The following is a 19,773-nucleotide window of genomic DNA, read 5'->3' on the forward strand; positions in this document are numbered from 1 at the left end:
CCGAACGATTCGGTCCATTCGGTCGGTGGACCCGACCACCGGCAAGCCGATCTACTCCAGCGGCATGGAGTTCGCGAGTTCGAGCAACTGGTCCTTGGTCGCATCCGGTGCACCGATTCCGATCCATGTGTCCGCATGGTTCTCGGGCCGCAGGTGGACGACGTGCTTGGCTCCGTCGTAGTAGCCGGTACCGAACCGCCACTTCACGGCTTCGATCCCGGGACGTCGCGACGCGGCGGCGAAGACGGTGTCGGTGGCCTGGGTCGAGTCGAGCCACGCGACCGACAGCACGAGTTCGTCGCTGTCGCACGCGATTCGAGCACGCGACAAGACGTCGCCGCTTCCGTCGTCGGCCCGGCCGATCTCGTCACTGAACCCGTAGAGCGTCCACCCGCACTCGATGCTCTTCCAGCCGGTCAGGTCCGGGGCCTGCGGCAGCAGATCAGGGAACTGCTTGACGAACGGGGCGTACACACCCCAACTGGATCCGGCGGTCACTTCGCTCGCCGAGCTCGACGCCGACACGACGCCGCCAGAGACCGCGCGCACTGTGTAACGGTGCTTTCCTGCCTGCGCCTCGTCGTCGACGTACGTGGTCGAGTCTCCGTCGTAGACGACGACCGCGTCGTCGCGGAGCACCTGGTAACCGTCGGCGCCGGACACACCGGTCCACGCGATCTTCACGCCCTTGGCGTCCGCCGACGTCGTCAGTCCCGACGGCGCGTCCACCGCTCCAGATCCGCCGACTGTGAAACGGACGGCGAACAGGCATACGAGGAAGACGACGACGGCCAGTCCCGCGATCGCCCACCAGACCCGCCGAGGGCCGTTGTGATCAGACATCAGAACGGAAGCCTCCCCAGAAGATCGCGAGCCTGCTTCGTACTCTTGGTCCCCGGATAGGCCACCTCGACGAAGGTCCGAGAATGCGGGCCGTCGTCTTCGTCGAACGTGAACACCGACCGCGACTCGCCGTCCTCGGCACCCGTGTGGATCATGCCTGTGCGGTTCTGCGCCGACTTCATGGTGTACTCGGTGTCGTCGCGGATCGGGGTCCGACCGGTCGCGCCCAGACTCGCGGTGTCGTGGTCGGGGTAGACGAAGATCCGGACTTGGTATTCCGTCGCGCCCGAATCGCCGTCCTTAGTACAGAGGATGCTGGCGGCCGGCCGCCGATCGGAGGCCCTCGGCCCTTCCGCTCGACACTCCAGACCGTCGAATCCGCCGGTGCTCACTGGTGTCGCGGGCAGCAGTTGCGGATACATCGCGGCGACGTCGCCGAGTACGCCCCAGGTGAGACTCACGTCGACCGGGTCGGATGAGGAGAAGTCCGATCCTCCCTTGGTCGTGCTGCGCGCGGCGACCGAATACGTGTGCTCGCCGGGGAACGGCGTCGTGTAGGTGAACGAGGTGTCGCTCACGGTCCTGATCACCTCGTCGTCTTCTTTGATGAGATATTCGCTGGCGCCGGGGACGCCGTCCCACGACATCTCGACGCCCTTCGCCGTCGCGTCGACCTGCACTCCCGTCGGCGTCCCGAGTCCGCCGCCGGACGCCCACGCGAAGCCGCCGCCGATGCCGACCGCTGCCGCAAGCACGACCGCCGCCGAGGCGACGACCGGAACACGCCGATACCACGGCGCCGCGGCAGAATTCTGCGGAGACGGCTGCCCGGCGTCCGGCCCGAAAGCGCCGGTCGCGGTGTTGCGCACGGGCGCCCCCGGCGTGTTCGCGAACGACGGCGGGACCACCGGGCCCCGCCCGGTGAACAGTGCGGTACGCAGCGCCTGCGCGAACGCCAGGCACGACGGCGGTCGCTGGGTCGGATCTTTGGCGAGTCCGACGGCGAGCACCGCGTCGACGGCGGGTGACAGACTCCGGTTCCGTTCGCTGGCGCGAGGCGGCTCGGCGAACATGTGCGCCGTCATCAGTCCCTGAATGCTCGTCGAGTCGTACGGCGAACTGCCGGTCAGGAGTTCGAAGGTCGTCGCGGCCAACGAGTACAGGTCGGTCCGACCGTCGACGGCGCGACCGTCGATCTGTTCGGGCGAGCAGTACCGCATGGTGCCGACCGTCGTACCGGTGCTGGTGAGCTCGCCGGCGGCGTCGCCGAGCGCCTGCGCGATACCGAAGTCGGTGACTTTCACCGCGCCGGGGAGGATCGGATCCTGGCCGGGGGTGATCAGGATGTTGGCAGGCTTCACGTCGCGGTGCAGCACTCCGAAGCGGTGCGCCACGTCGAGACCCGCGGCGACCCCGTCGACGACGTTCGCGACCAGCCGCGCGTCGAGCCCGCCCGGCGACTGCTTGACGATCTTCGACGCATCGGTGCCGGGCACCAACTCCATCGCGATCCACAGGACGTCGTTCAGCGCGCCGCGGTCGTAGACACGGACGAGATTGGGGTGGACCAGTGGCGCGACAAGATCGGCTTCCCGCTCGAAGCGCGCACGAACGACGGGGTCGCTGGCGTGCGCCGAGCGCAGCACTTTCATCGCGTCACTGCGCGGGAGCCGGGGGTGCCGGACTCGGTACACCTCGCCCATGCCGCCCGCTCCGAGCACGGCTTCGACGCGATACCCCGCGACCTCGTCTCCGACTTCGAACATGCGCCGCATGCTACCGGTAGGCCACCCAACCACCCGATTGCACGCAGGTCGGGTGAATGACCCGCGCTAGGGGCGAAGCTACGGCGTCGGACCGAAAACTGGAACGTGTTCCACTTTGCTTCCAACTCCCCTACCATCGGCCCTCATGACCGATTCGTTCAGCGCCCGAGAACTCGATGCGGCGTTCGCCCAGTTCCAGAAGACCGTCGCCGAAGTGGCCGAGCATCGGGACTGGGACGTGTGGGCCGACCAGTTCACCGAAGACGCCGACTACATCGAACACGCATACGGCACCATGCACGGACGCGACGAGATCCGCGTCTGGATCAACAAGACGATGACCGAGTTCCCCGGCAGCCACATGACCGGGTACCCGTCGCTGTGGCACGTCACCGACCCGTCCACCGGTCGGGTGATCTGCGAGGTCGACAACCCGATGCGCGACCCCGGCGACGGCTCGGCGTTCACCGCAACCAACATCACGATCCTCACCTACGCAGGCGACGGCCTGTGGAGCCGCGAGGAGGACGTCTACAACCCGATGAAGTTCGGCCTCATGGCTCGCAAGTGGTGCGACCGCGCCGCCGAACTCGGCACGCTCGACGACGATGCCCGTCAGTGGATGGAGACCACCGGGAAGATGTTCGCGCGGCGGAGATAGCCCACGCGACCACCGTAAACCTACGGTTGAGTAACAACGCGGTTGTGATGCGCGACAAAACTGGTGGCGATGAACTTGGGACCACTGCCCAACTGACGTAGCCTGAAGGGATATAAGTGCACGTCGACCGCAAGCGAGCCGACTCACACCCGATAAGCCGCATGCAGAACCGACCGGAGGAATTTTCACCGATGGCACGCGAACTGACTCAGATCGAGCTCCTCCGGGAACTCGAAACGGTCGCCGAGGACAACGTCAATCGGCACCTCAAGACCGCCCGCGACTGGAACCCGCACGACTACGTTCCGTGGGACGACGGCCAGAACTTCGCAGCTCTCGGCGGCGTCGACTACGACCCCGAGCAGTCCAAGCTCGACGAGGTCGCCAAGGCCGCGATGATCACCAACCTCCTGACCGAGGACAACCTGCCGTCGTACCACCGGGTGATCGCCGACAACTTCTCCATGGACTCCGCGTGGGGCCACTGGGTCGGCCGCTGGACTGCCGAGGAGAACCGCCACGGCATCGCCATGCGCGACTACCTCGTCGTCACGCGCGGCGTCGACCCCAACGCGCTCGAAGAGGCGCGCATGATCCACATGACCAACGGGTACGACCCGATCCTCGCCGCCGCCGACCGCGCCGACGAAATGCTGGCCAACGGCGAAGAGATCGGTCTACTCCACTCGGTCGCATACGTGACCTTCCAGGAGCTCGCGACCCGCGTCAGCCACCGCAACACAGGCAAGGCGTGCAACGACCCGATCGCCGACCGGATGCTGCAGCGCATCGCCGCCGACGAGAACCTGCACATGATCTTCTACCGCAACATCTGCGGTGCAGGCATGGACATCTCGCCCGACCAGACGCTGCGCGCCGTCACCGACATCGTCACCAACTTCCAGATGCCCGGTGCAGGCATGCCGAACTTCCGTCGCCACGGCGTTCTCATGGCCAAGCACGGCATCTACGATCTGCGCCAGCACCTCGAAGAAGTGATCCAGCCGGTCCTGCGCAAGTGGAACGTCTTCGAGCGCAACGACTTCTCCCCCGCTGGCGAGAAGACGCGCGAGGAACTCGCCACGTTCCTCGACCAGCTCGACAAGGATGCGACGCGGTTCGAAGAGATGCGCGACCGCGCCCTGGCCCGAGAGGCAGCCAAGCGCGAGAAGAAGGCATCCTGAACACCGCGACACTCGATGCCACCGAATCCCGACCGGACTTTCTGACCGGTCGGGATCCGTTGCGTATCGGCCCGATCGAACTCGCCAGCCCGGTCGTCCTCGCGCCGATGGCAGGCGTCACCAACGTGGCGTTCCGCGTCCTGTGCCGTGAACTCGAAGCGCAGCGCACCGGCACGGTCTCCGGTCTGTACGTCTGCGAGATGGTGACCGCCCGCGCACTCGTCGAACGCCACCCCGTCACCATGCACATGACGACGTTCGATCCGAGCGAGACGCCGCGGTCGATGCAGCTCTACACGGTCGACCCGGAGTACACGTACCAGGCGGCCAAGATGATCGTCGACGAGAACCTCGCCGACCACATCGACATGAACTTCGGCTGCCCCGTCCCCAAGGTGACGCGTCGCGGCGGCGGCTCCGCCATCCCGTACAAGCGTCGACTGTTCCGCAACATCGTCGCTGCGGCCGTGAAGGCCACCGAGGGCACTGACATCCCGGTGACCGTCAAATTCCGTATCGGGATCGACGACGACCACCACACGCATCTCGACGCCGGACACATCGCCGCCGAAGAAGGCGCGCAAGCCGTCGCCCTTCACGCACGGACCGCCTCCCAGCGCTACTCGGGCACCGCCGTGTGGGACGAGATCGCCCGACTCAAAGAACACGTGACGTCCGTTCCGGTCCTCGGCAACGGCGACATCTTCGAAGCCGACGACGCGGTCGCCATGATGGAGCAGACCGGATGCGACGGCGTCGTCATCGGCCGCGGATGCCTCGGCAGGCCGTGGCTGTTCGCCGAACTGTCCGCACGACTGCGCGGCCTCGACGCCCCCGTCCCCCCGAACCTCGGCGAAGTGGGCCAGATCATGCTGCGCCACGGTTCGCTCCTCGCCGCACACCACGGCGAAGACAAAGGCATGCGTGAGATCCGCAAGCACATCGCCTGGTACCTACGCGGGTTCCCGGCAGGCTCCGACCTGCGTTCGCAGTTGTCGCTCGTGAAAACCCTCGACGACCTGCAGCGACTCATCGACGGACTGCCCGCCGACACCCCGTTCCCCGAGGACGCTCACGGCCCGCGCGGCCGCCAAGGATCGGCCGCCTCCGTCGCACTGCCCGACGGCTGGCTCGACGACCCAGAAGAAGACATCGTGCCCGAAGGCGCCGAGATCATGCACTCGGGCGGCTGAGCCCGCCGCGACGGCACGTCCATCATTAAACTTTCAGGTCGGGCCTCTATCATGTTCGAAGCCCCTGACCAGTAAGGTTCCTCCGTGAGTTCAGATCGACCCGGCGACGACCAGTCGGACGCCCAGCCGACACCGCCTCGGCGGTCCCGTCGCGGCGGACGGTCGTCCGACTCCTTCGACTTCCGCGACCGCTTCGGCGACACCGGAGCACTCCCGCGAGTCGACGGGCTCCGCGAGCCGTCCAGCCGCGAAGAGTACGTGCGCCCGCGCGGTCGGCTCACGGTCCGTCAGCTCATGGAGCAGATGGACGCCGAAGCCGCCGCATCGCGCGGCGCGGCGCAGCGGCCCGAACAGCAGCAGCCGGAACGCCGACGACGACCCAGCCGCCCGGCGCCCCCGACCCAGACTCCCCCGGCCCATACTCCTCCGACCCAGTCGGCTCCCCCGCCGCAACGTCGGGCGCCCCGACCTCCGACCCGACCGGCAGGCCCGCCGGTCCCATCCGCATCGGAACCTGAAGAGACCCGGTCGATTCCGCCGGTCGCCGGATACGAGTGGGAGCCCGTCGACCTCTCCGACGAGGCGACGGCGGCCCGCGCCGCCAGCGAGTCACGCGGTCAGACTCCCCCGTCATCGGCCCCCTCGTCATCGGACCCCTCGTCATCGGACCCCGCGGAGCCGACGCCCGAGACCGACTCCACACCGGACACCGAGAAGATCCCCGCCGTCGCTGCGGCCACGACCGACGCCGCAGGGAGCGACTCCGACCGACCGCGGCGTCGACCGCTCGAACCGACCCCGGACCTGACCGCCGCGATCAAGCGGATCCGGCCGAGTCAGCCGACCATCACCAAGAAGGCGCGCACCCGCAAGACCGCGACCACCAGCGGTCGAGTGCTCGTCGCCCTCGCCTGCATCCTCTCCCTCGTCGGCACCGGATACGTCTGGAACCTCAACCGGACGTTGAACGGCGCCTGGAACGTCGTCGCCGCCCTGAACCCCGACGACGCGAACGTCCGGGACAAGGAGGGCCAGCACGGCGACGAGACCTACCTGATCGTCGGCACCGACACTCGAAACGGTCAGAACGCCGACGTCGGGGCCGGCGAAGCAGGCACCGTCGAAGGCGCTCGCGCCGACACCATCCTTCTGGTCAACGTTCCTGCGGACCGGAGCCGCGTCGTCGCAGTGTCATGGCCGCGCGACCTCGCCGTCGACCGGCCCGAGTGCGAGCAGTGGGACTTCGCGACCAAGGAGTACGGCTCCGCTCTTCCTGCCGCGAACGACGTCAAGATCAACAGCGTCTTCGGCGACGGCGGTCCCTCGTGCCTGGTCAAGACGATCACGCAGATGAGCGGCCTCGACATCAACCACTTCATCGCCATGGACTTCGCCGGCTTCGAGCACGTCGTCCGCGCCATCGGCGGCGTCGAAGTGTGCTCCAAGGTCCCGTTGTTCGACGACCAGATCGGCTACATCGTCAAGACCGCGGGCCGCAACATCAAGCTGACGCCCAAGCAGGCGCTCAACTATGTGCGCGCGCGCCACATCGCGGTGGAAGGCAATGGCGACTACGGCCGCATCAAACGCCAACAGTTGTTCTTGTCGTCCCTTCTACGGTCCACCCTCTCGAGCGACGTCATCACCAACCCGAACAAGCTCACCAAGATCGTCAACACGTTCATCGACTACAGCTACGTGGACCAGGTGGACACCAATGCGCTCATCGATCTCGCTCAGTCGATGCAGGGGATGGACGCGGGCGCCGTCACATTCCTGACGATCCCCACCGCGGGCACCTCCACCGACGGACAGTTCAACGAACTTCCGCGCACCGACGCCATCGACGCCATCTTCAACGCGATCATCGACGACGAGCAATTGCCCGGTGAGAAGAAGAAGGCCGACGAGAAGAAGCCAGAGGCGCCGACGACGACGAAGGCACCCGAGCGCAACGAGATGACCGCTCAGTATGCGGCCAACTTGATGGTCCGCGTCCTCAACGGCGCCGGTGAGCAGGGGCTCGCCGAGACCGTGATGAACGAACTCATCCGACAGGGCGTCGAGGTCTCCGGCATCGGCGATGCGTCGGTCGACATCGACCAGACCGTGGTCCGCTACGGCTCCGGCGAGAAGGACTCCGCGGCGACCGTCGCATCGATGTTCCCCGGCGCCAAGATCCAACTCGACAAGACGGTGAAGACCGGCGTCCAGGTGATCCTCGGAGCCGATTACGGCGGCATCGAGACCGTCGGGGCACTCCCGGACGCCGGCTCGACTCTCACCACCGGCCAACTGCCCGAGAACACCTCGCACGGCGACCTGCCAAACGATCTCGCCATCACCAATGCCGGGGACACCACGTGCAGTTGACACGCCTCCCAGAGTTCACGCCTGATTCACCCCGGACTCCGGTCTGCGTTCCACACCGATCAGTACACTCGGCCTATGCGTGACGCCTACCAGGAGCAGATGGCTGCCCTGAACTCTGTCCTCGGCCAGATGGTCGACGAAGTCGGTCGTGAGATGGCACTGGCCACTCGCGCGCTCTTGGAGACCGACCTCGAACTCGCCGAGCAAGTGATCTCCGACCACGACGCCGTCACCAAGCGCTCCGTCGAAGCCGAAGACCTCGCCTTCCAACTGATGGCGCTGCAGGCTCCGGTCGCGGGTGACCTCCGCTCGATCGTGTCGGGATTCCAACTCGTCTCCGAGATCGACCGGATGGGCGCGCTCGCCCTGCACGTTGCCAAGGTCGCCCGCCGCCGTCACCCCGCGAAGGTCCTGCCCGACGAGGTCGCAGGCTACTTCGAAGAGATGGGCCGTCTCGCCGTGGAGCTCGCAGGCAACGCGCGCCGCGTCGTCGAGACCCAGGACTACCATGATGCGCTCACCCTCATGGACGACGACGACGCGATGGACGACCTGCACCGTCACCTGTTCACCGTCATGATGGACCGCGAATGGGAGCACGGCGTCGCGGCAGCCGTCGACGTCACCCTCCTCGGTCGCTACTACGAGCGCTACGCCGACCATGCCGTGCTCATCGCCCGTCGGGTCGTGTTCCAGGCGACGGGCAAGACGCCCGAGCAGTTGCTCGAGGCGTCGTAGAGTCCTTGCCGTCGCAGGCATCGACGGGGCATTGACACTGCTCCAACCGTTCGGCAGTCTGGATTCACGTACGTTTTGAGAACGTTCGTTTCCAGAATTCTCGCCCCTCACAGAACGGCGAACTACATGCCTGACCTCAGTAAGTTCTACATCGACGGCCAGTGGGTCGCCCCCGCTGGCGGCGCAACCTCCCTGGACGTCATCGATCCCGCAACCGAGCAGTCGGTGGGAACAGTCGCCATCGGCGGATCGGCCGACGTAGACGCCGCAGTCGCCGCAGCCAGGCGCGCATTCGACACGTGGTCGCAGACCAGCGCCGACGACCGCATCGCCGTCATCGGCGCAGTCATCGCCGAATACCAGAACCGTGCAGCCGACCTGGCCGCCGCCGTCACCCAGGAAATGGGCGCCCCCGCCGGGCTCGCATCGGCGGCCCACGTTCCGATGGGGATCGCCCATCTGGCCACCGCAGCCGAAGCGCTCAAGACCTTCTCGTTCGCCGAAGATCGCGGATCGTCCCGCATCGTCAAGGAACCGATCGGCGTGTGCGGCTTCATCACGCCGTGGAACTGGCCGCTCAACCAGGTGATGTGCAAGGTCGCGCCCGCTCTCGCGACGGGCTGCACGATGATCCTGAAGCCCAGCGAGGTCGCCCCGCTCTCGGCGGCAGTCGTCGCCGAGATCTTCGACGCGGCAGGCGTTCCCGCCGGTGTGTTCAACCTCGTGAACGGCGACGGCCCCGGTGTCGGCACTGCGCTCGCATCGCATCCGGACATCGACCTGATCTCGTTCACCGGGTCTACCCGCGCGGGCGTCGAAGTGGCCAAGAACGCGGCGCCGACGGTCAAACGCGTCGCCCAGGAGCTCGGCGGCAAGAGCCCCAACATCCTGCTCGACGACGCGTCGCTCGGCTCGAACGTCGCCGCGGGAATCTCGACGATGATGCTCAACTCGGGGCAGTCGTGCAACGCGCCGAGTCGCATGCTCGTCCCCGCCGCACGCCTCGACGAGGTCACGTCCGTGATCGAGACGACGGCAGCCGACATCACCGTCGGCGACCCCAACACGAGCGTCCGGCTGGGACCTGTTGTCTCGCAGCCACAGTTCGACAAGATCCAGGGCCTCATCGAACGCGCAGTCGCCGACGGCGCGACGCCGGTGGTCGGCGGACCGGGTCGGCCGGACGGCCTCGACACCGGCTACTACGTGAAGCCTACCGTGTTCACCGGGGTCACCAACGACATGGAGATCGCCCGCACCGAAGTGTTCGGTCCGGTCCTCGTCGTCATCGGCTACGACGACGTCGACGACGCCGTCGCCATCGGCAACGACACCGAGTACGGCCTCGCAGGCTATGTCTCCGGCGAGGACGTCGACGAGGTCCGCCGCATCGGCTCCAAGCTGCGGGCCGGCTCGATCTCTCTCAACTCTGCGCAGCTCGACCCGGCGGCCCCGTTCGGCGGCTACAAGCGCAGCGGCAACGGTCGCGAATGGAGCGACTACGCCTTCGACGAGTTCCTCGAAGTGAAGTCCCTGCTCGGCTTCGCGTAGAAGTCCCGGCCACAAGCCGGTCGAGCCCTAACCGCCGGTCGAGCCCCTAACCGCTGGTCGACCAGCAAAGATGGGCTCGACCAGCAAAGATGGGCTCGACCAGCAGAGGTAGAGGTGGGCTCGATCCCTCTTACCCGAAGCGGCCGGAGATGTAGTCTTCGGTCTCTTTCAGTTCCGGGTTGGCGAACAGCTTGGCGGTGGGGCCGGTCTCGATGAGCTCCCCCGGCTTGCCCGTCGCCTTCAGATTGAAGAACGCGGTCTGGTCGCTGACGCGAGCCGCCTGCTGCATGTTGTGGGTGACGATGACGATCGTGTACTCGCTCTTGAGCTCGGCGATGAGGTCTTCGATCGCGAGAGTCGAGATCGGGTCGAGCGCCGAACACGGCTCGTCCATCAACAGCACCTGCGGCGACACTGCGATGGCGCGGGCGATGCACAGGCGCTGCTGCTGTCCGCCGGACAGTCCGCCGCCCGGCTTGTCGAGACGGTCCTTCACTTCGTTCCACAGGTTGGCTCCGCGCAGGCTGGCCTCGGCCACCTCGTCGAGCTTCGCCTTGTCGCGCACACCGCCGAGCTTCAAGCCGGCGACGACGTTGTCCCGGATCGACATCGTCGGGAACGGGTTGGCGCGTTGGAACACCATGCCGACCGTGGTGCGCACACCGACCGGGTCGACGTTCTTGTCGTACAGGTCGAGGTCGTCGAGCTTCACCGAGCCCGTCGTGTACGCACCCGGCGTCACCTCGTGCATGCGGTTCAATGTCCGCAGCACCGTCGACTTGCCGCAGCCGGACGGTCCGATGAACGCGGTCACCGACTTCGGTCGGATCTTCAGGGAGACGTTCTGCACGGCGTGGAACTCGCCGTAGAAGACGTTGAGGTCTTGAATGGTCAGGCTCTTCGCCATGGTCAGTGTCCTTGCTTCGCGGGTCCGGTGAACTGCGAGATCAGTCGGGCGATGAGATACACGATCGCAACCGCGATCACCAGCGTCAGCGCTGCGCCCCATACCGTCTCGTAGCCGCCGGGGCCCTTGTTGTACTCCTGCAGCATCATCAGCGGCAGCGACTGCTGGTTCCCGTCGAACGGGTTGACGTTCATCGCGCGCGTCGCACCGACGAGGATGAGGACCGGAGCCGACTCCCCCATGACTCGTGCGACGGCCAGCATGATGCCGGTGATGATGCCCGACATCGCGGTCGGCAGAACGACCCGAAGGATCGTCTTCCACTTGGGCACGCCCAGTGCGTATGCGGCCTCGCGCAGATCCTGGGAGACGATCTTCAGCATCTCCTCGGTGGCGCGGACCACCAGCGGCACCATCAGCAGGACGAGGGCGAGGGCGACGACCAGACCGGATCTGGGCAGGCCGAGCGTGGTCCGCCAGACCGCGTACACGAACATCGCCGCGACGATCGACGGCACACCGGACAGGACGTCCACCATGAACGTGGTGACGCGTGTCAACACACTCTTGCGTGAACCGTATTCGACCAGGTAGATCGCCACGAGGACCCCGAGAGGAACCGCGACGGCCGCGGCGATGGCCGTCTGGATCAAAGTGCCGACGATCGCGTTGGCCGCGCCGCCGTACCGTTCGGACTCCAGCCACCAGCTCGGGTCGAGGACCGGGCCGATTCCGCGGGAGACGAGCGTCCAGAGGAGCCAGCCGAGGGGCAGGATCGCGAGGAGGACGGCCAGCGACACGCTGACCCGGACAGTGCCGTCCGTCAGCTTCCGACGGGTCGACATAGTTGTCAGTTCCATGCTCACGCCTTCCTGGCGATCACCGCGCGAGCGGCCGCGTTGACGATGAAGGTCAGGGCGAACAACACCAGACCGGCCGAGATGTAGGCGCCCGTCTTCAGCGGGTCGTCGAACTCAGCTGCGTTGTTGGCGATGATCGTCGCGAACGTCTCGCCGCTCTCCAACAGGTTGAAGTTGATCGGGCCCGCCGTCGAGATGATCAGCATCAGCGCCATCGTCTCGCCGAGCGCACGTCCCAGTCCGAGCATCGAGCCCGAGATGTATCCGGAGAAGCCGAACGGCAGGACCGCGAACCGGATCACCTCCCACTGGCTGGCACCGAGGGCGAGGGCGGCCTCACGGTGACCGTGCGGGGTCTGTGCGAACACCTCACGGGTCACTGCGGTAATCACCGGCAGGATCATCACGGCGAGCACGATGCCCGCTGTCAGCACTGTTCCGCCGGTCGACATGTTCGCGGCGTTCTCCGGCCGGGCGAAGAACGGCAGGAACCCGAGGTTGTCCACGAGCCATTGGTTCGGGCCGGTCATCGCCGGACCGAGGACGAGGATGCCCCACAGGCCATAGACGATCGACGGGATCGCAGCGAGCAGGTCGACGACGTACGCGATCGGGGCGGCCAGACGTTTCGGCGCATACTCCGACACGAACAGTGCGATACCCAACGACACGGGCATCGCGATGATCAACGCGATCACCGAGACCAGGACGGTCGCATAGAACTGCCGCGGGATACCGAAGGCGAGTTCCCCGGACGTCGTCCACGGCCCCTGGAAGGTGAAGAAGTTCGCGGTGTTCTCGGCGAGCGCAGGGATCGCTTGGATCAGCAGGAAGATCGCGATCAGACCGATCACGACGGAGACGAGCAGGCCGGAGCCGGTGGACAGGGTGCGCATCACGCGGTCCCCCGTCCGCGATACGGCCGAGCCCGTCTGGCGCGACGAGCCTCGACGGCCCGAAGGCGGAGCGGGCTGCTTGTGCGCAGCTCGCCCCGCCTCAGGTTCCGTCGAGGCTGCTCTGTTCACCGAGCCCTCGACAGTGGTGTCCGGACTCGTCACAGTGCGTCGATCGTTCCGCGCAGAGTCTGCTTGAACGCCTCGGGCAGCGGCACGTAGCCTGCCTCAGCGAGCCCGCCCTGTCCCTTGTCGAGAATGGTGGAGAACGCCGACTTCAGGTTCGCGGACACCTGCGTGTCGTCGTAGCCGGTGGAGCAGACGATCTCGTAGGTGGTAAGGACCAGCGGGTAGGCGCCCGGCTCCTTCATCTTGTACAGCGCGTCGGTGTCGACGACGAGGTCCTTGCTGCCCGGCGTGACGAACTTAGCCGTGTCGAGGGCCTTGCCTGCCGTCTCTGCGGTCAGCGCGGTGGGGCCTGCCCCGAAGTCGATCTGCGAGACGCCGAGATCGTTCTCGGTGGCGAAGCCCCACTCGACGTAGGCGATCGAGCCCGGCGTCTTCTTCACTGTGTCGCCGACGCCGGTCGACTTCGCTGCGGCCGAACCGCCGTGACCCGTCCACTCTTTGCTGTGCTCGTACGGCCAGTCCTGCGGAGCCGCAGCGTTGAGGTACTTGGTGAAGTTGTCCGTGGTGCCGGAGCTGTCGCTGCGGTGCACCGGGATGATCTTGGTCGACGGCAGGTCGACGCCCTTGTTCAGGGCGGCGATCGCCGGATCGTTCCACTCGGTGATCTTCGAGTCGAAGATCTTCGCGAGGGTCGGCGCGTCGAGCGTGAGCTTGTCGACGCCGTCGATGTTGTAGGCGAGGGCCACCGGGCCTGCGACGAGCGGCAGATGCCATGCATCGTTGCCACCGCAACGCTCCTTGGCCTTGGCGATCTCGTCGTCCTTGAGCGGCGAGTCGGAGCCGGCGAAGTCGACGTCGCCCGCGATGAACTTCTTGATGCCGTCACCCGAACCGGAACCGGTGTAGTCCAGGTTCACGCTGCCGTCCTCGGTGAGGACGTCGGAGAACATCTCCATCGCCTTCTGCTGGGCGGTCGAGCCCTCGCCGGTGATGGAGCCCGCGTCGGACGAGCTGCTGCATGCGGACAGGACAAGGGTGGCTGCCACTGCGGTGGCAGCGGCGGCACCGGCGCTGCGAACGAGCTTGGGGTTGACGCTCATGGGGTCGATGGCCTTTCGGTCTGCTTCGTGGGATTCGAAGAGAACGTATCCAGGCACGGTTAGGCGGAGGCGACGTGTCGGTGGCCGGGTGAGAAACAATCGGGACGAGTAAAAGAACAAAAGGTGTCGCGCAGACGAATCACCTGTTGCGGCGTCACGCCTTTCGATATGTGATGTCGGCGCGATACCTCGTGAAGCCGAGTCGGGCGTACGTGTGCAGGGCCGCGGTGTTGTCGCCTTCGACGTACAGTTCCACTCCGCTCAGGTCCCGTTCGGCTAGATAGTGCAGACCGGCCAGCGTCAGGAGATTGCCGAGCCCGCGCCCCTGCGCGCTCGGGTCCACGCCGACGATGTACACCTCGCCGAGGTCAGGCTTGTCGACCTTGGTCCAGTGGAAACCGAGGAGCGTGTCGGGATCGGCGGCGTCGAACGCAAGGAACACGCCGGCCGGGTCGAACCAGGCCGCCCCGGTCCGCTCGTCGACGTCGCCCTGCGTCCAGCCGCCCTGCTCGGGGTGCCAGTCGAAGGCCGCGTTGTTGACGCGAAGTATCTCGTCGTCGTCGCCGGGACGATAGGTGCGGACGACGAGGTCGTCGCGTTGCGCCAGTTCGAGCAACGGCTCGGACAGCGGTCGCCGCAACTGCAGCAGTTCGCGATGACGCTCCAGTCCCAGCACGTCCGCGACCCGACCGGCCGCAGGCAGGTCGCCGTGCGCCCACACCTGCGGTCGGTCGCCGAGCTCGGCCGCCGCGTCGAGCACTGCATCGACGAGCACCCGCCCCTCGCCCGCACCGCGGTGTTCGGGGTGGACGACGGCCTCCGCCATCGGAGCCTCCCCGTCTCGAGCGTCGAGAACGTTCCCGTAACCGTGCTCGGTGACGATGTGCAGCGCTCCGCCGTTGCGGACCGCGAGACGGTGCTGCTCGCTGAGCGGCTCGACGCCGTCGACTCGCTCGGCCTCGTCCAGCACGGTCAGTGCGTAGTCGACGTCTGCCGCGGTCAATGCGCCGCGCACGATTCTGCTCGGGAAGGAGTTGCTCATGCGTTCCGAGGATAGTCGGCCCTCATGCCGATCGAGCGGACCGAGTTCTCAGTCCGGCTCGCCTGCACCCGACTCGTCGGCTGCGCGACCGACCGACGGCTTCACCGCCTTGTAGCCGACGTTCCGCACCGTGCCGATCAGCGACTCGTGATCCGAGCCGAGCTTGGCGCGCAGGCGACGCACATGGACGTCGACGGTGCGGGTCCCGCCGAAGAAGTCGTAGCCCCATACCTCGTGGAGCAGTTGGGCGCGGGTGAAGACGCGACCAGGGTTCTGCGCGAGGTATTTGAGGAGCTCGAACTCCTTATACGTCAGGTCGATGGGTTTACCGCGCAGCCGGGCCGTATAGGTGCTCTCGTCGATGACGAGCTCGCCCAGCGTCACCTTGTCCGACAGCTCGGGCTCCGGTGCGGTGCCGCGAGCCGCCGTCAAGCGGAGTCGGGCGTCGAGTTCGGCCGGCCCCGTGCCGGGGAGAAGGAAGTCGTCGATCCCCCAGTCCGAGTTGACCGCGACCAACGAGCCTTCGCCGACCACAGCGACCACACGGGAGCCGGTCGATTCGAGCAAGCGGCACAGACTGCGGGCGCTCGTGAGGTCGGAGCGAGCGTCCACCAGGACGAGCTCCGCCTCGGAGGCGCTCACCAGCGACGACGTGTCGGCCGGAGCCAATGTCACGTCGTGGGGCAACAGCGTCAGGGATTCCAGTACAGAGTCCGACGAAGACTCCGACGTCAACAGCAACAGGTCCACTCACCACTCCGCTCTCGTCGTGGCCTCTTGGCTGAACTGTCGATCGACGCTGGTCGCAGCTCGTGAAGATGTGATGTCAGAATAGACCCGATGTCCCCATCTTCCCGAATCCGACCCGTGCGCCGCGTCGCGCAGATCGCCGCCGTCACCGCCGTGGCGGTCGTGATCGTCCTGGTCATCGGCTTTCTGGTGGACAATCTCGCGGCGTCACGGGCTGAGCATGGCGTTGCGGTGGCGGTCGAAGAATCACCGCGTGTGGACTTCGAACCCGAAGTGACGCTCGGCGGCTTTCCCTTCCTGACTCGCGCAGGCGACGGCCGCTTCCCGTCGTTGGCCATCAGCGCGCGAGGCGTCACGATCACCGGCTGCGGCGACCGCGGCGAATGCACTGCGACGCTCGACGCCCGACTCGACGACGTCACGACCGGCGACGTGTGGAACGTCGACGCGGCGACGCCCATCCACGCGGGCGCCATCACCGCCGAGACCCGCATCGACTCGGTGAACCTCGGACGACTCATGGGGATCACCGATCTGTACATCAACACCCCCGCACCCGAGGGCAAGGCCGGCGGCGGCGGTCCCGGCGACGGACTCCTCGAACGCACCGACGGCATCATGCTCAGCGGGACCGTCCCCTACCCGGGCTCGCCCGAATACGAGCACGGGCTCCCGCCGTCGGCGTCCGGTTACACGGCGCCGAAAGTGAAGATCAGTGTCAGCGCCCGAGTGTTCGTCGTCGACGGTCTCGTCCACGTCGAAGCCACCGACCTGTACGACGGCCCCGAGGACCACTACTCCGCTGACGTCCCGCCGGAGTTTCGCGCACACGTTCTCAAACGCTTCTCCAGCGTCCTGCCACCGCTCCCGATGGCGTGGAACACCGTCCCGAGCAAGGCTCTGAGCAGGGGAAGCGACTTCATCGTCACCGGGAACAACGATCAGAGAATTGTCAAGCCCATCGATTACTCCACCGCCGTGATCCCGGGATCCTGACCCTCTGGCGTTGTAAAGTTTCGACGTCTCCACCCGGACTGCGACAAGCCCACGGGTGACAGCGCTCGTATCGCTTCGAAAGGAACACACATGGCACGCCCCGATGTCCTGGTCAGCGCCGATTGGGCTGAGCAGAACCTCAATACCGACAAGGTCGTCTTCGTCGAGGTCGACGAGGACACGTCGATCTACGACCTCAACCACATCCCGGGCGCCATCCGCCTGGACTGGCGCGAGGACCTTCAGGACGGAGTCCGTCGCGACTTCCTCGACGCCGAGGGCTTCTCGAAGCTGCTCAGTGAGCGCGGCGTCGCCAACGACGACACCGTGGTCCTCTACGGCGGCAACAACAACTGGTTCGCCGCCTACGCGTACTGGTACTTCAAGATCTACGGCCACAAGGACGTCCGCCTGCTCGACGGCGGTCGCAAGAAGTGGGAGCTCGACGGCCGCGAGCTGAGCAGCGACACCGTCAACCGCGAAGCCACGAACTACGTCGCGCAGGCAGCCGACACCTCGATCCGCGCATTCCGCGACGAGGTCATCGACTCGATCGGTTCCAAGAACCTCGTCGACGTCCGCAGCCCCGACGAGTTCTCCGGCAAGATCGCCGCACCCGCCCACCTCCCGCAGGAGCAGGCACAGCAGCGCGGCCACGTCCCGGGAGCCATCAACATCCCGTGGTCGTCGACGGCGAACGAGGACGGCACGTTCAAGTCGGACGAGGACCTCACCGCGCTGTACGCGGAGAAGGGCTTCGACGACGCGAAGGAGACCATCGCGTACTGCCGTATCGGTGAGCGGTCGAGCCACACCTGGTTTGTCCTGCAGGAACTGCTCGGCAAGACGAACGTCAAGAACTACGACGGCAGCTGGGTCGAGTACGGCTCGCTCGTCGGCGCACCCGTCGAGCGCTGACTGCCCGTCTTCACTGAGAGGAAATTCCCACATGTGTGCAGCACCTAAGCAGGGCCAGTCCCTGCCTGCAGGCGTTGACGTCGAGAAGGAGACCGTCCTGACCGGACAGGTCGTCGACGGTTCCGGCAACCCGGTCGCAGGCGCGTTCGTGCGCCTGCTCGACGGCACCGGCGAGTTCACCGCCGAGGTCGTCGCATCGGCCACCGGCGACTTCCGGTTCTTCGCCGCTCCCGGGACCTGGACGCTCCGCGCGCTCAGCTCGCAGGGCAACGGCGACGTGACCCTCTCGCCCGAGGGCCCCGGCGTCTACAACCAGGACGTCGCTGTCGCGAAGTAGCACCAGAGACTCGATGCCCCCGGTCCGTCGGACCGGGGGCATCGTCGTCTCCGGCCCCGTCGTGCGACACGGTGTGACATATCCTGCACTCGCCGACCACCGTCGTGCGGTCGAATCCGTCCGCGGTAGAATCTGCTACGTGGTCCTCTTCTTCGAAATCCTGCTTGGTCTCGCGTCCGTGCTCATCGTGTGGTTCGCGTTGTACACCGTCTACCGCCTGGTCAACGACGAATCATGACTCGGTCGGGCAACGAGGCGATCTCCGACGCCGAGCTTCGCGCTCAGGAGACCGCCGGTAGAAACGTGCCCGTGATCGGTGACGTTCCACTCCCGGTCGACACCGCGAATCTGCGCGAGGGCCCGGACTTGAGTCCTGCCCTGCTCGCACTGCTCCCGATGGTCGGCGTCTGGGAGGGCGAAGGCGAAGGCCACGACCCGATCAGCGGCGACGACTACCAGTTCGGCCAGCAGATCGTCGTCAGCCATGACGGCGGCGACTACCTCGTCTGGCAGTCCCGGTCGTGGAAGGTCGACGACGACGGGGCCTATGTGAGCCCCGACCTCCGTGAATCCGGATTCTGGCGGATCAGCGAGGACGACGACATCGAGCTGCTCCTCACCCACGCCGAGGGCGTCATCGAACTCTTCTACGGACGTCCGCTCAACCAGACGTCCTGGAACCTGACCACCGACGTCACCCTGCGCACCGAGACCGGCGTCCACACCGGAGGCGCGAAGCGCCTGTACGGGCTCGTGCCCGACGGCGACCTGGCCTACGTCGAAGAACGCGTCGACGCCGACGGCGAACTCACGCCTCGGCTGTCCGCGAAACTCCGTCGCGTCATCGGATAAGCAAAAACTGACACCGCTCAGCGTTCGCATCGGCCTATAGGCCGGTGCTCACGCTGAGCGGTGTCAGTTCTGAATCTGATTCGGCTCTATGCGCCGGTCGACGCCAGTTCCGCGTCGATGCGGAGGACGCCGGAGCCGTCGCCGTCCACCATGCGGAGACGTCCGAGGATCTCCGCGACCGTGGACTCTTCTTCCACCTGCTCGGAGATGAACCAGTCGATGACCGGGCGCGAGTCGAGGTCGCGCTCGTCCTCGGCCTGGCGGTACAGCGTGCGGATCCCCTCGGAGACCGCACGCTCGGCCTCGAGCGCGATCTCGAAGACGTCTTGGATCTTCTCGACCTTGATCGACGGGATGCTGATGTCGCCGATCACCGGGTGGTTGTCCCGATCGGTGAGGTGGTCGATGAGTCGGTCCGCGTGGGCCAACTCTTCGGCCGACTGAGCGCGCAGCCACGACGCCATGCCGGGCAGGTCGCGCACATCCATCTCGATCGCCAACTGGCGGTACAGGAACGACGACTCGTACTCGCGGGTGATCTGCTTGATGAATTCGCCTTCGAGTTCTTCGCTCATCTTCATGGCGGTTTCCTTACGTTTCAGAGAGACAGAATTCAAGAATGACGAGGATTCAAGAATTCTCGAATTCTTCCGGACACAATCCAGAATAGCCACGAATAT

19 protein-coding genes are annotated in these 19,773 nt (G+C 66.2%); 10 read left to right on the forward strand and 9 right to left on the reverse strand.

From position 1 onward, the window contains the following. Window positions 1-51 precede the first annotated feature (51 nt). Window positions 52-843 carry a hypothetical protein gene (locus L5G32_RS01275; RefSeq protein ID WP_237009194.1) on the reverse strand — a complete coding sequence of 264 codons (792 nt, stop codon included), beginning with the start codon at window positions 841-843 and terminating at the stop codon, window positions 52-54. Beyond that, window positions 843-2,609 (reverse strand): serine/threonine-protein kinase, encoded by a 1,767-nt coding sequence (locus L5G32_RS01280; protein ID WP_237009195.1) that lies wholly within the window; start codon window positions 2,607-2,609, stop codon window positions 843-845. Before L5G32_RS01280 ends, L5G32_RS01275 begins: the two co-directional genes overlap by 1 nt. A 145-nt stretch (window positions 2,610-2,754) precedes the next feature. On the opposite strand from L5G32_RS01280, the gene L5G32_RS01285 reads away from it, so the two are divergent. The 6 genes from L5G32_RS01285 (at window position 2,755) to L5G32_RS01310 (ending at window position 10,309) form a co-directional block, all read left to right on the forward strand. Further along, entirely contained in the window at window positions 2,755-3,270 is a 516-nt protein-coding gene (locus tag L5G32_RS01285; RefSeq protein WP_237009196.1) for a nuclear transport factor 2 family protein, read from the forward strand. 191 nt (window positions 3,271-3,461) lie between these two features. After that, entirely contained in the window at window positions 3,462-4,454 is a 993-nt protein-coding gene (locus L5G32_RS01290) for an acyl-ACP desaturase (RefSeq protein ID WP_236997677.1), read from the forward strand. Window positions 4,455-4,561: 107 nt separating this feature from the next. Next, complete coding sequence (gene dusB, locus L5G32_RS01295; RefSeq protein ID WP_237009615.1) at window positions 4,562-5,647, forward strand: tRNA dihydrouridine synthase DusB; 1,086 nt, start codon at window positions 4,562-4,564, stop codon at window positions 5,645-5,647. An 84-nt stretch (window positions 5,648-5,731) separates the two neighbouring features. After that, window positions 5,732-8,020, forward strand: a complete 2,289-nt coding sequence (locus L5G32_RS01300; protein ID WP_237009197.1) for an LCP family protein — start codon at window positions 5,732-5,734, stop codon at window positions 8,018-8,020. 75 nt (window positions 8,021-8,095) lie between these two features. Next, window positions 8,096-8,758, forward strand: coding sequence for a phosphate signaling complex protein PhoU (gene phoU, locus L5G32_RS01305; RefSeq protein ID WP_237009198.1), 663 nt, complete (start codon window positions 8,096-8,098; stop codon window positions 8,756-8,758). A gap of 126 nt (window positions 8,759-8,884) precedes the next feature. Further along, a complete protein-coding gene (locus L5G32_RS01310; protein ID WP_237009199.1) occupies window positions 8,885-10,309 on the forward strand; it encodes an aldehyde dehydrogenase family protein in 1,425 nt (474 codons plus the stop codon). A 130-nt stretch (window positions 10,310-10,439) separates the two neighbouring features. On the opposite strand, the gene pstB is transcribed toward L5G32_RS01310, so the two are convergent. The 6 genes from pstB to L5G32_RS01340 all read right to left on the reverse strand — a co-directional run bounded on the left by pstB (window position 10,440) and on the right by L5G32_RS01340 (window position 15,990). Further along, window positions 10,440-11,216, reverse strand: coding sequence for a phosphate ABC transporter ATP-binding protein PstB (gene pstB, locus L5G32_RS01315; RefSeq protein WP_237009200.1), 777 nt, complete (start codon window positions 11,214-11,216; stop codon window positions 10,440-10,442). Between the two features lie 2 nt (window positions 11,217-11,218). Continuing rightward, a complete protein-coding gene (gene pstA, locus L5G32_RS01320) occupies window positions 11,219-12,076 on the reverse strand; it encodes a phosphate ABC transporter permease PstA (RefSeq protein ID WP_237009201.1) in 858 nt (285 codons plus the stop codon). Window positions 12,077-12,078: 2 nt separating this feature from the next. Then, window positions 12,079-13,101, reverse strand: a complete 1,023-nt coding sequence (gene pstC, locus L5G32_RS01325) for a phosphate ABC transporter permease subunit PstC (protein ID WP_237009202.1) — start codon at window positions 13,099-13,101, stop codon at window positions 12,079-12,081. 29 nt (window positions 13,102-13,130) lie between these two features. Further along, complete coding sequence (pstS, locus tag L5G32_RS01330; RefSeq protein ID WP_237009203.1) at window positions 13,131-14,198, reverse strand: phosphate ABC transporter substrate-binding protein PstS; 1,068 nt, start codon at window positions 14,196-14,198, stop codon at window positions 13,131-13,133. A 154-nt stretch (window positions 14,199-14,352) separates the two neighbouring features. Further along, a complete protein-coding gene (gene mshD, locus L5G32_RS01335; protein WP_237009204.1) occupies window positions 14,353-15,240 on the reverse strand; it encodes a mycothiol synthase in 888 nt (295 codons plus the stop codon). A gap of 48 nt (window positions 15,241-15,288) precedes the next feature. Further along, entirely contained in the window at window positions 15,289-15,990 is a 702-nt protein-coding gene (locus tag L5G32_RS01340) for a winged helix-turn-helix transcriptional regulator (RefSeq protein WP_237009205.1), read from the reverse strand. 90 nt (window positions 15,991-16,080) lie between these two features. On the opposite strand from L5G32_RS01340, the gene L5G32_RS01345 reads away from it, so the two are divergent. The 4 genes from L5G32_RS01345 to L5G32_RS01360 all read left to right on the forward strand — a co-directional run bounded on the left by L5G32_RS01345 (window position 16,081) and on the right by L5G32_RS01360 (window position 19,093). After that, window positions 16,081-16,986: an LmeA family phospholipid-binding protein gene (locus L5G32_RS01345; RefSeq protein WP_237009206.1), complete on the forward strand. Its 906-nt coding sequence runs from the start codon at window positions 16,081-16,083 to the stop codon at window positions 16,984-16,986. Between the two features lie 90 nt (window positions 16,987-17,076). Next, complete coding sequence (locus L5G32_RS01350; RefSeq protein ID WP_237009207.1) at window positions 17,077-17,904, forward strand: sulfurtransferase; 828 nt, start codon at window positions 17,077-17,079, stop codon at window positions 17,902-17,904. Window positions 17,905-17,935: 31 nt separating this feature from the next. Next, window positions 17,936-18,241, forward strand: a complete 306-nt coding sequence (locus L5G32_RS01355; protein WP_237009208.1) for a DUF1416 domain-containing protein — start codon at window positions 17,936-17,938, stop codon at window positions 18,239-18,241. A gap of 234 nt (window positions 18,242-18,475) precedes the next feature. Continuing rightward, window positions 18,476-19,093 carry a heme-binding beta-barrel domain-containing protein gene (locus L5G32_RS01360; RefSeq protein WP_237009209.1) on the forward strand — a complete coding sequence of 206 codons (618 nt, stop codon included), beginning with the start codon at window positions 18,476-18,478 and terminating at the stop codon, window positions 19,091-19,093. An 86-nt stretch (window positions 19,094-19,179) separates the two neighbouring features. Here L5G32_RS01360 and L5G32_RS01365 read toward each other — a convergent pair whose 3' ends face one another. Next, a complete protein-coding gene (locus L5G32_RS01365) occupies window positions 19,180-19,674 on the reverse strand; it encodes a ferritin (protein ID WP_237009210.1) in 495 nt (164 codons plus the stop codon). Between the last annotated feature and the right edge of the window lie 99 nt (window positions 19,675-19,773).

Origin of the sequence: Gordonia zhenghanii (assembly GCF_021738965.1) — a bacterium.
GTDB lineage: Bacteria > Actinomycetota > Actinomycetes > Mycobacteriales > Mycobacteriaceae > Gordonia > Gordonia zhenghanii.

Bases quoted from the DNA above. Each gene is read 5' to 3' on its own strand.
- pstA (WP_237009201.1), bottom strand. From the start codon at position 12,076: ATGGAACTGACAACTATGTCGACCCGTCGGAAGCTGACGGACGGCACT.
- pstB (WP_237009200.1), bottom strand. From the start codon at position 11,216: ATGGCGAAGAGCCTGACCATTCAAGACCTCAACGTCTTCTACGGCGAG.
- L5G32_RS01345 (WP_237009206.1), top strand. From the start codon at position 16,081: ATGTCCCCATCTTCCCGAATCCGACCCGTGCGCCGCGTCGCGCAGATC.
- L5G32_RS01365 (WP_237009210.1), bottom strand. From the start codon at position 19,674: ATGAAGATGAGCGAAGAACTCGAAGGCGAATTCATCAAGCAGATCACC.
- phoU (WP_237009198.1), top strand. From the start codon at position 8,096: ATGCGTGACGCCTACCAGGAGCAGATGGCTGCCCTGAACTCTGTCCTC.
- L5G32_RS01285 (WP_237009196.1), top strand. From the start codon at position 2,755: ATGACCGATTCGTTCAGCGCCCGAGAACTCGATGCGGCGTTCGCCCAG.
- L5G32_RS01310 (WP_237009199.1), top strand. From the start codon at position 8,885: ATGCCTGACCTCAGTAAGTTCTACATCGACGGCCAGTGGGTCGCCCCC.
- pstS (WP_237009203.1), bottom strand. From the start codon at position 14,198: ATGAGCGTCAACCCCAAGCTCGTTCGCAGCGCCGGTGCCGCCGCTGCC.
- L5G32_RS01350 (WP_237009207.1), top strand. From the start codon at position 17,077: ATGGCACGCCCCGATGTCCTGGTCAGCGCCGATTGGGCTGAGCAGAAC.
- L5G32_RS01290 (WP_236997677.1), top strand. From the start codon at position 3,462: ATGGCACGCGAACTGACTCAGATCGAGCTCCTCCGGGAACTCGAAACG.
- L5G32_RS01275 (WP_237009194.1), bottom strand. From the start codon at position 843: ATGTCTGATCACAACGGCCCTCGGCGGGTCTGGTGGGCGATCGCGGGA.
- L5G32_RS01360 (WP_237009209.1), top strand. From the start codon at position 18,476: ATGACTCGGTCGGGCAACGAGGCGATCTCCGACGCCGAGCTTCGCGCT.
- L5G32_RS01280 (WP_237009195.1), bottom strand. From the start codon at position 2,609: ATGTTCGAAGTCGGAGACGAGGTCGCGGGGTATCGCGTCGAAGCCGTG.
- L5G32_RS01355 (WP_237009208.1), top strand. From the start codon at position 17,936: ATGTGTGCAGCACCTAAGCAGGGCCAGTCCCTGCCTGCAGGCGTTGAC.
- dusB (WP_237009615.1), top strand. From the start codon at position 4,562: ATGGCAGGCGTCACCAACGTGGCGTTCCGCGTCCTGTGCCGTGAACTC.
- mshD (WP_237009204.1), bottom strand. From the start codon at position 15,240: ATGAGCAACTCCTTCCCGAGCAGAATCGTGCGCGGCGCATTGACCGCG.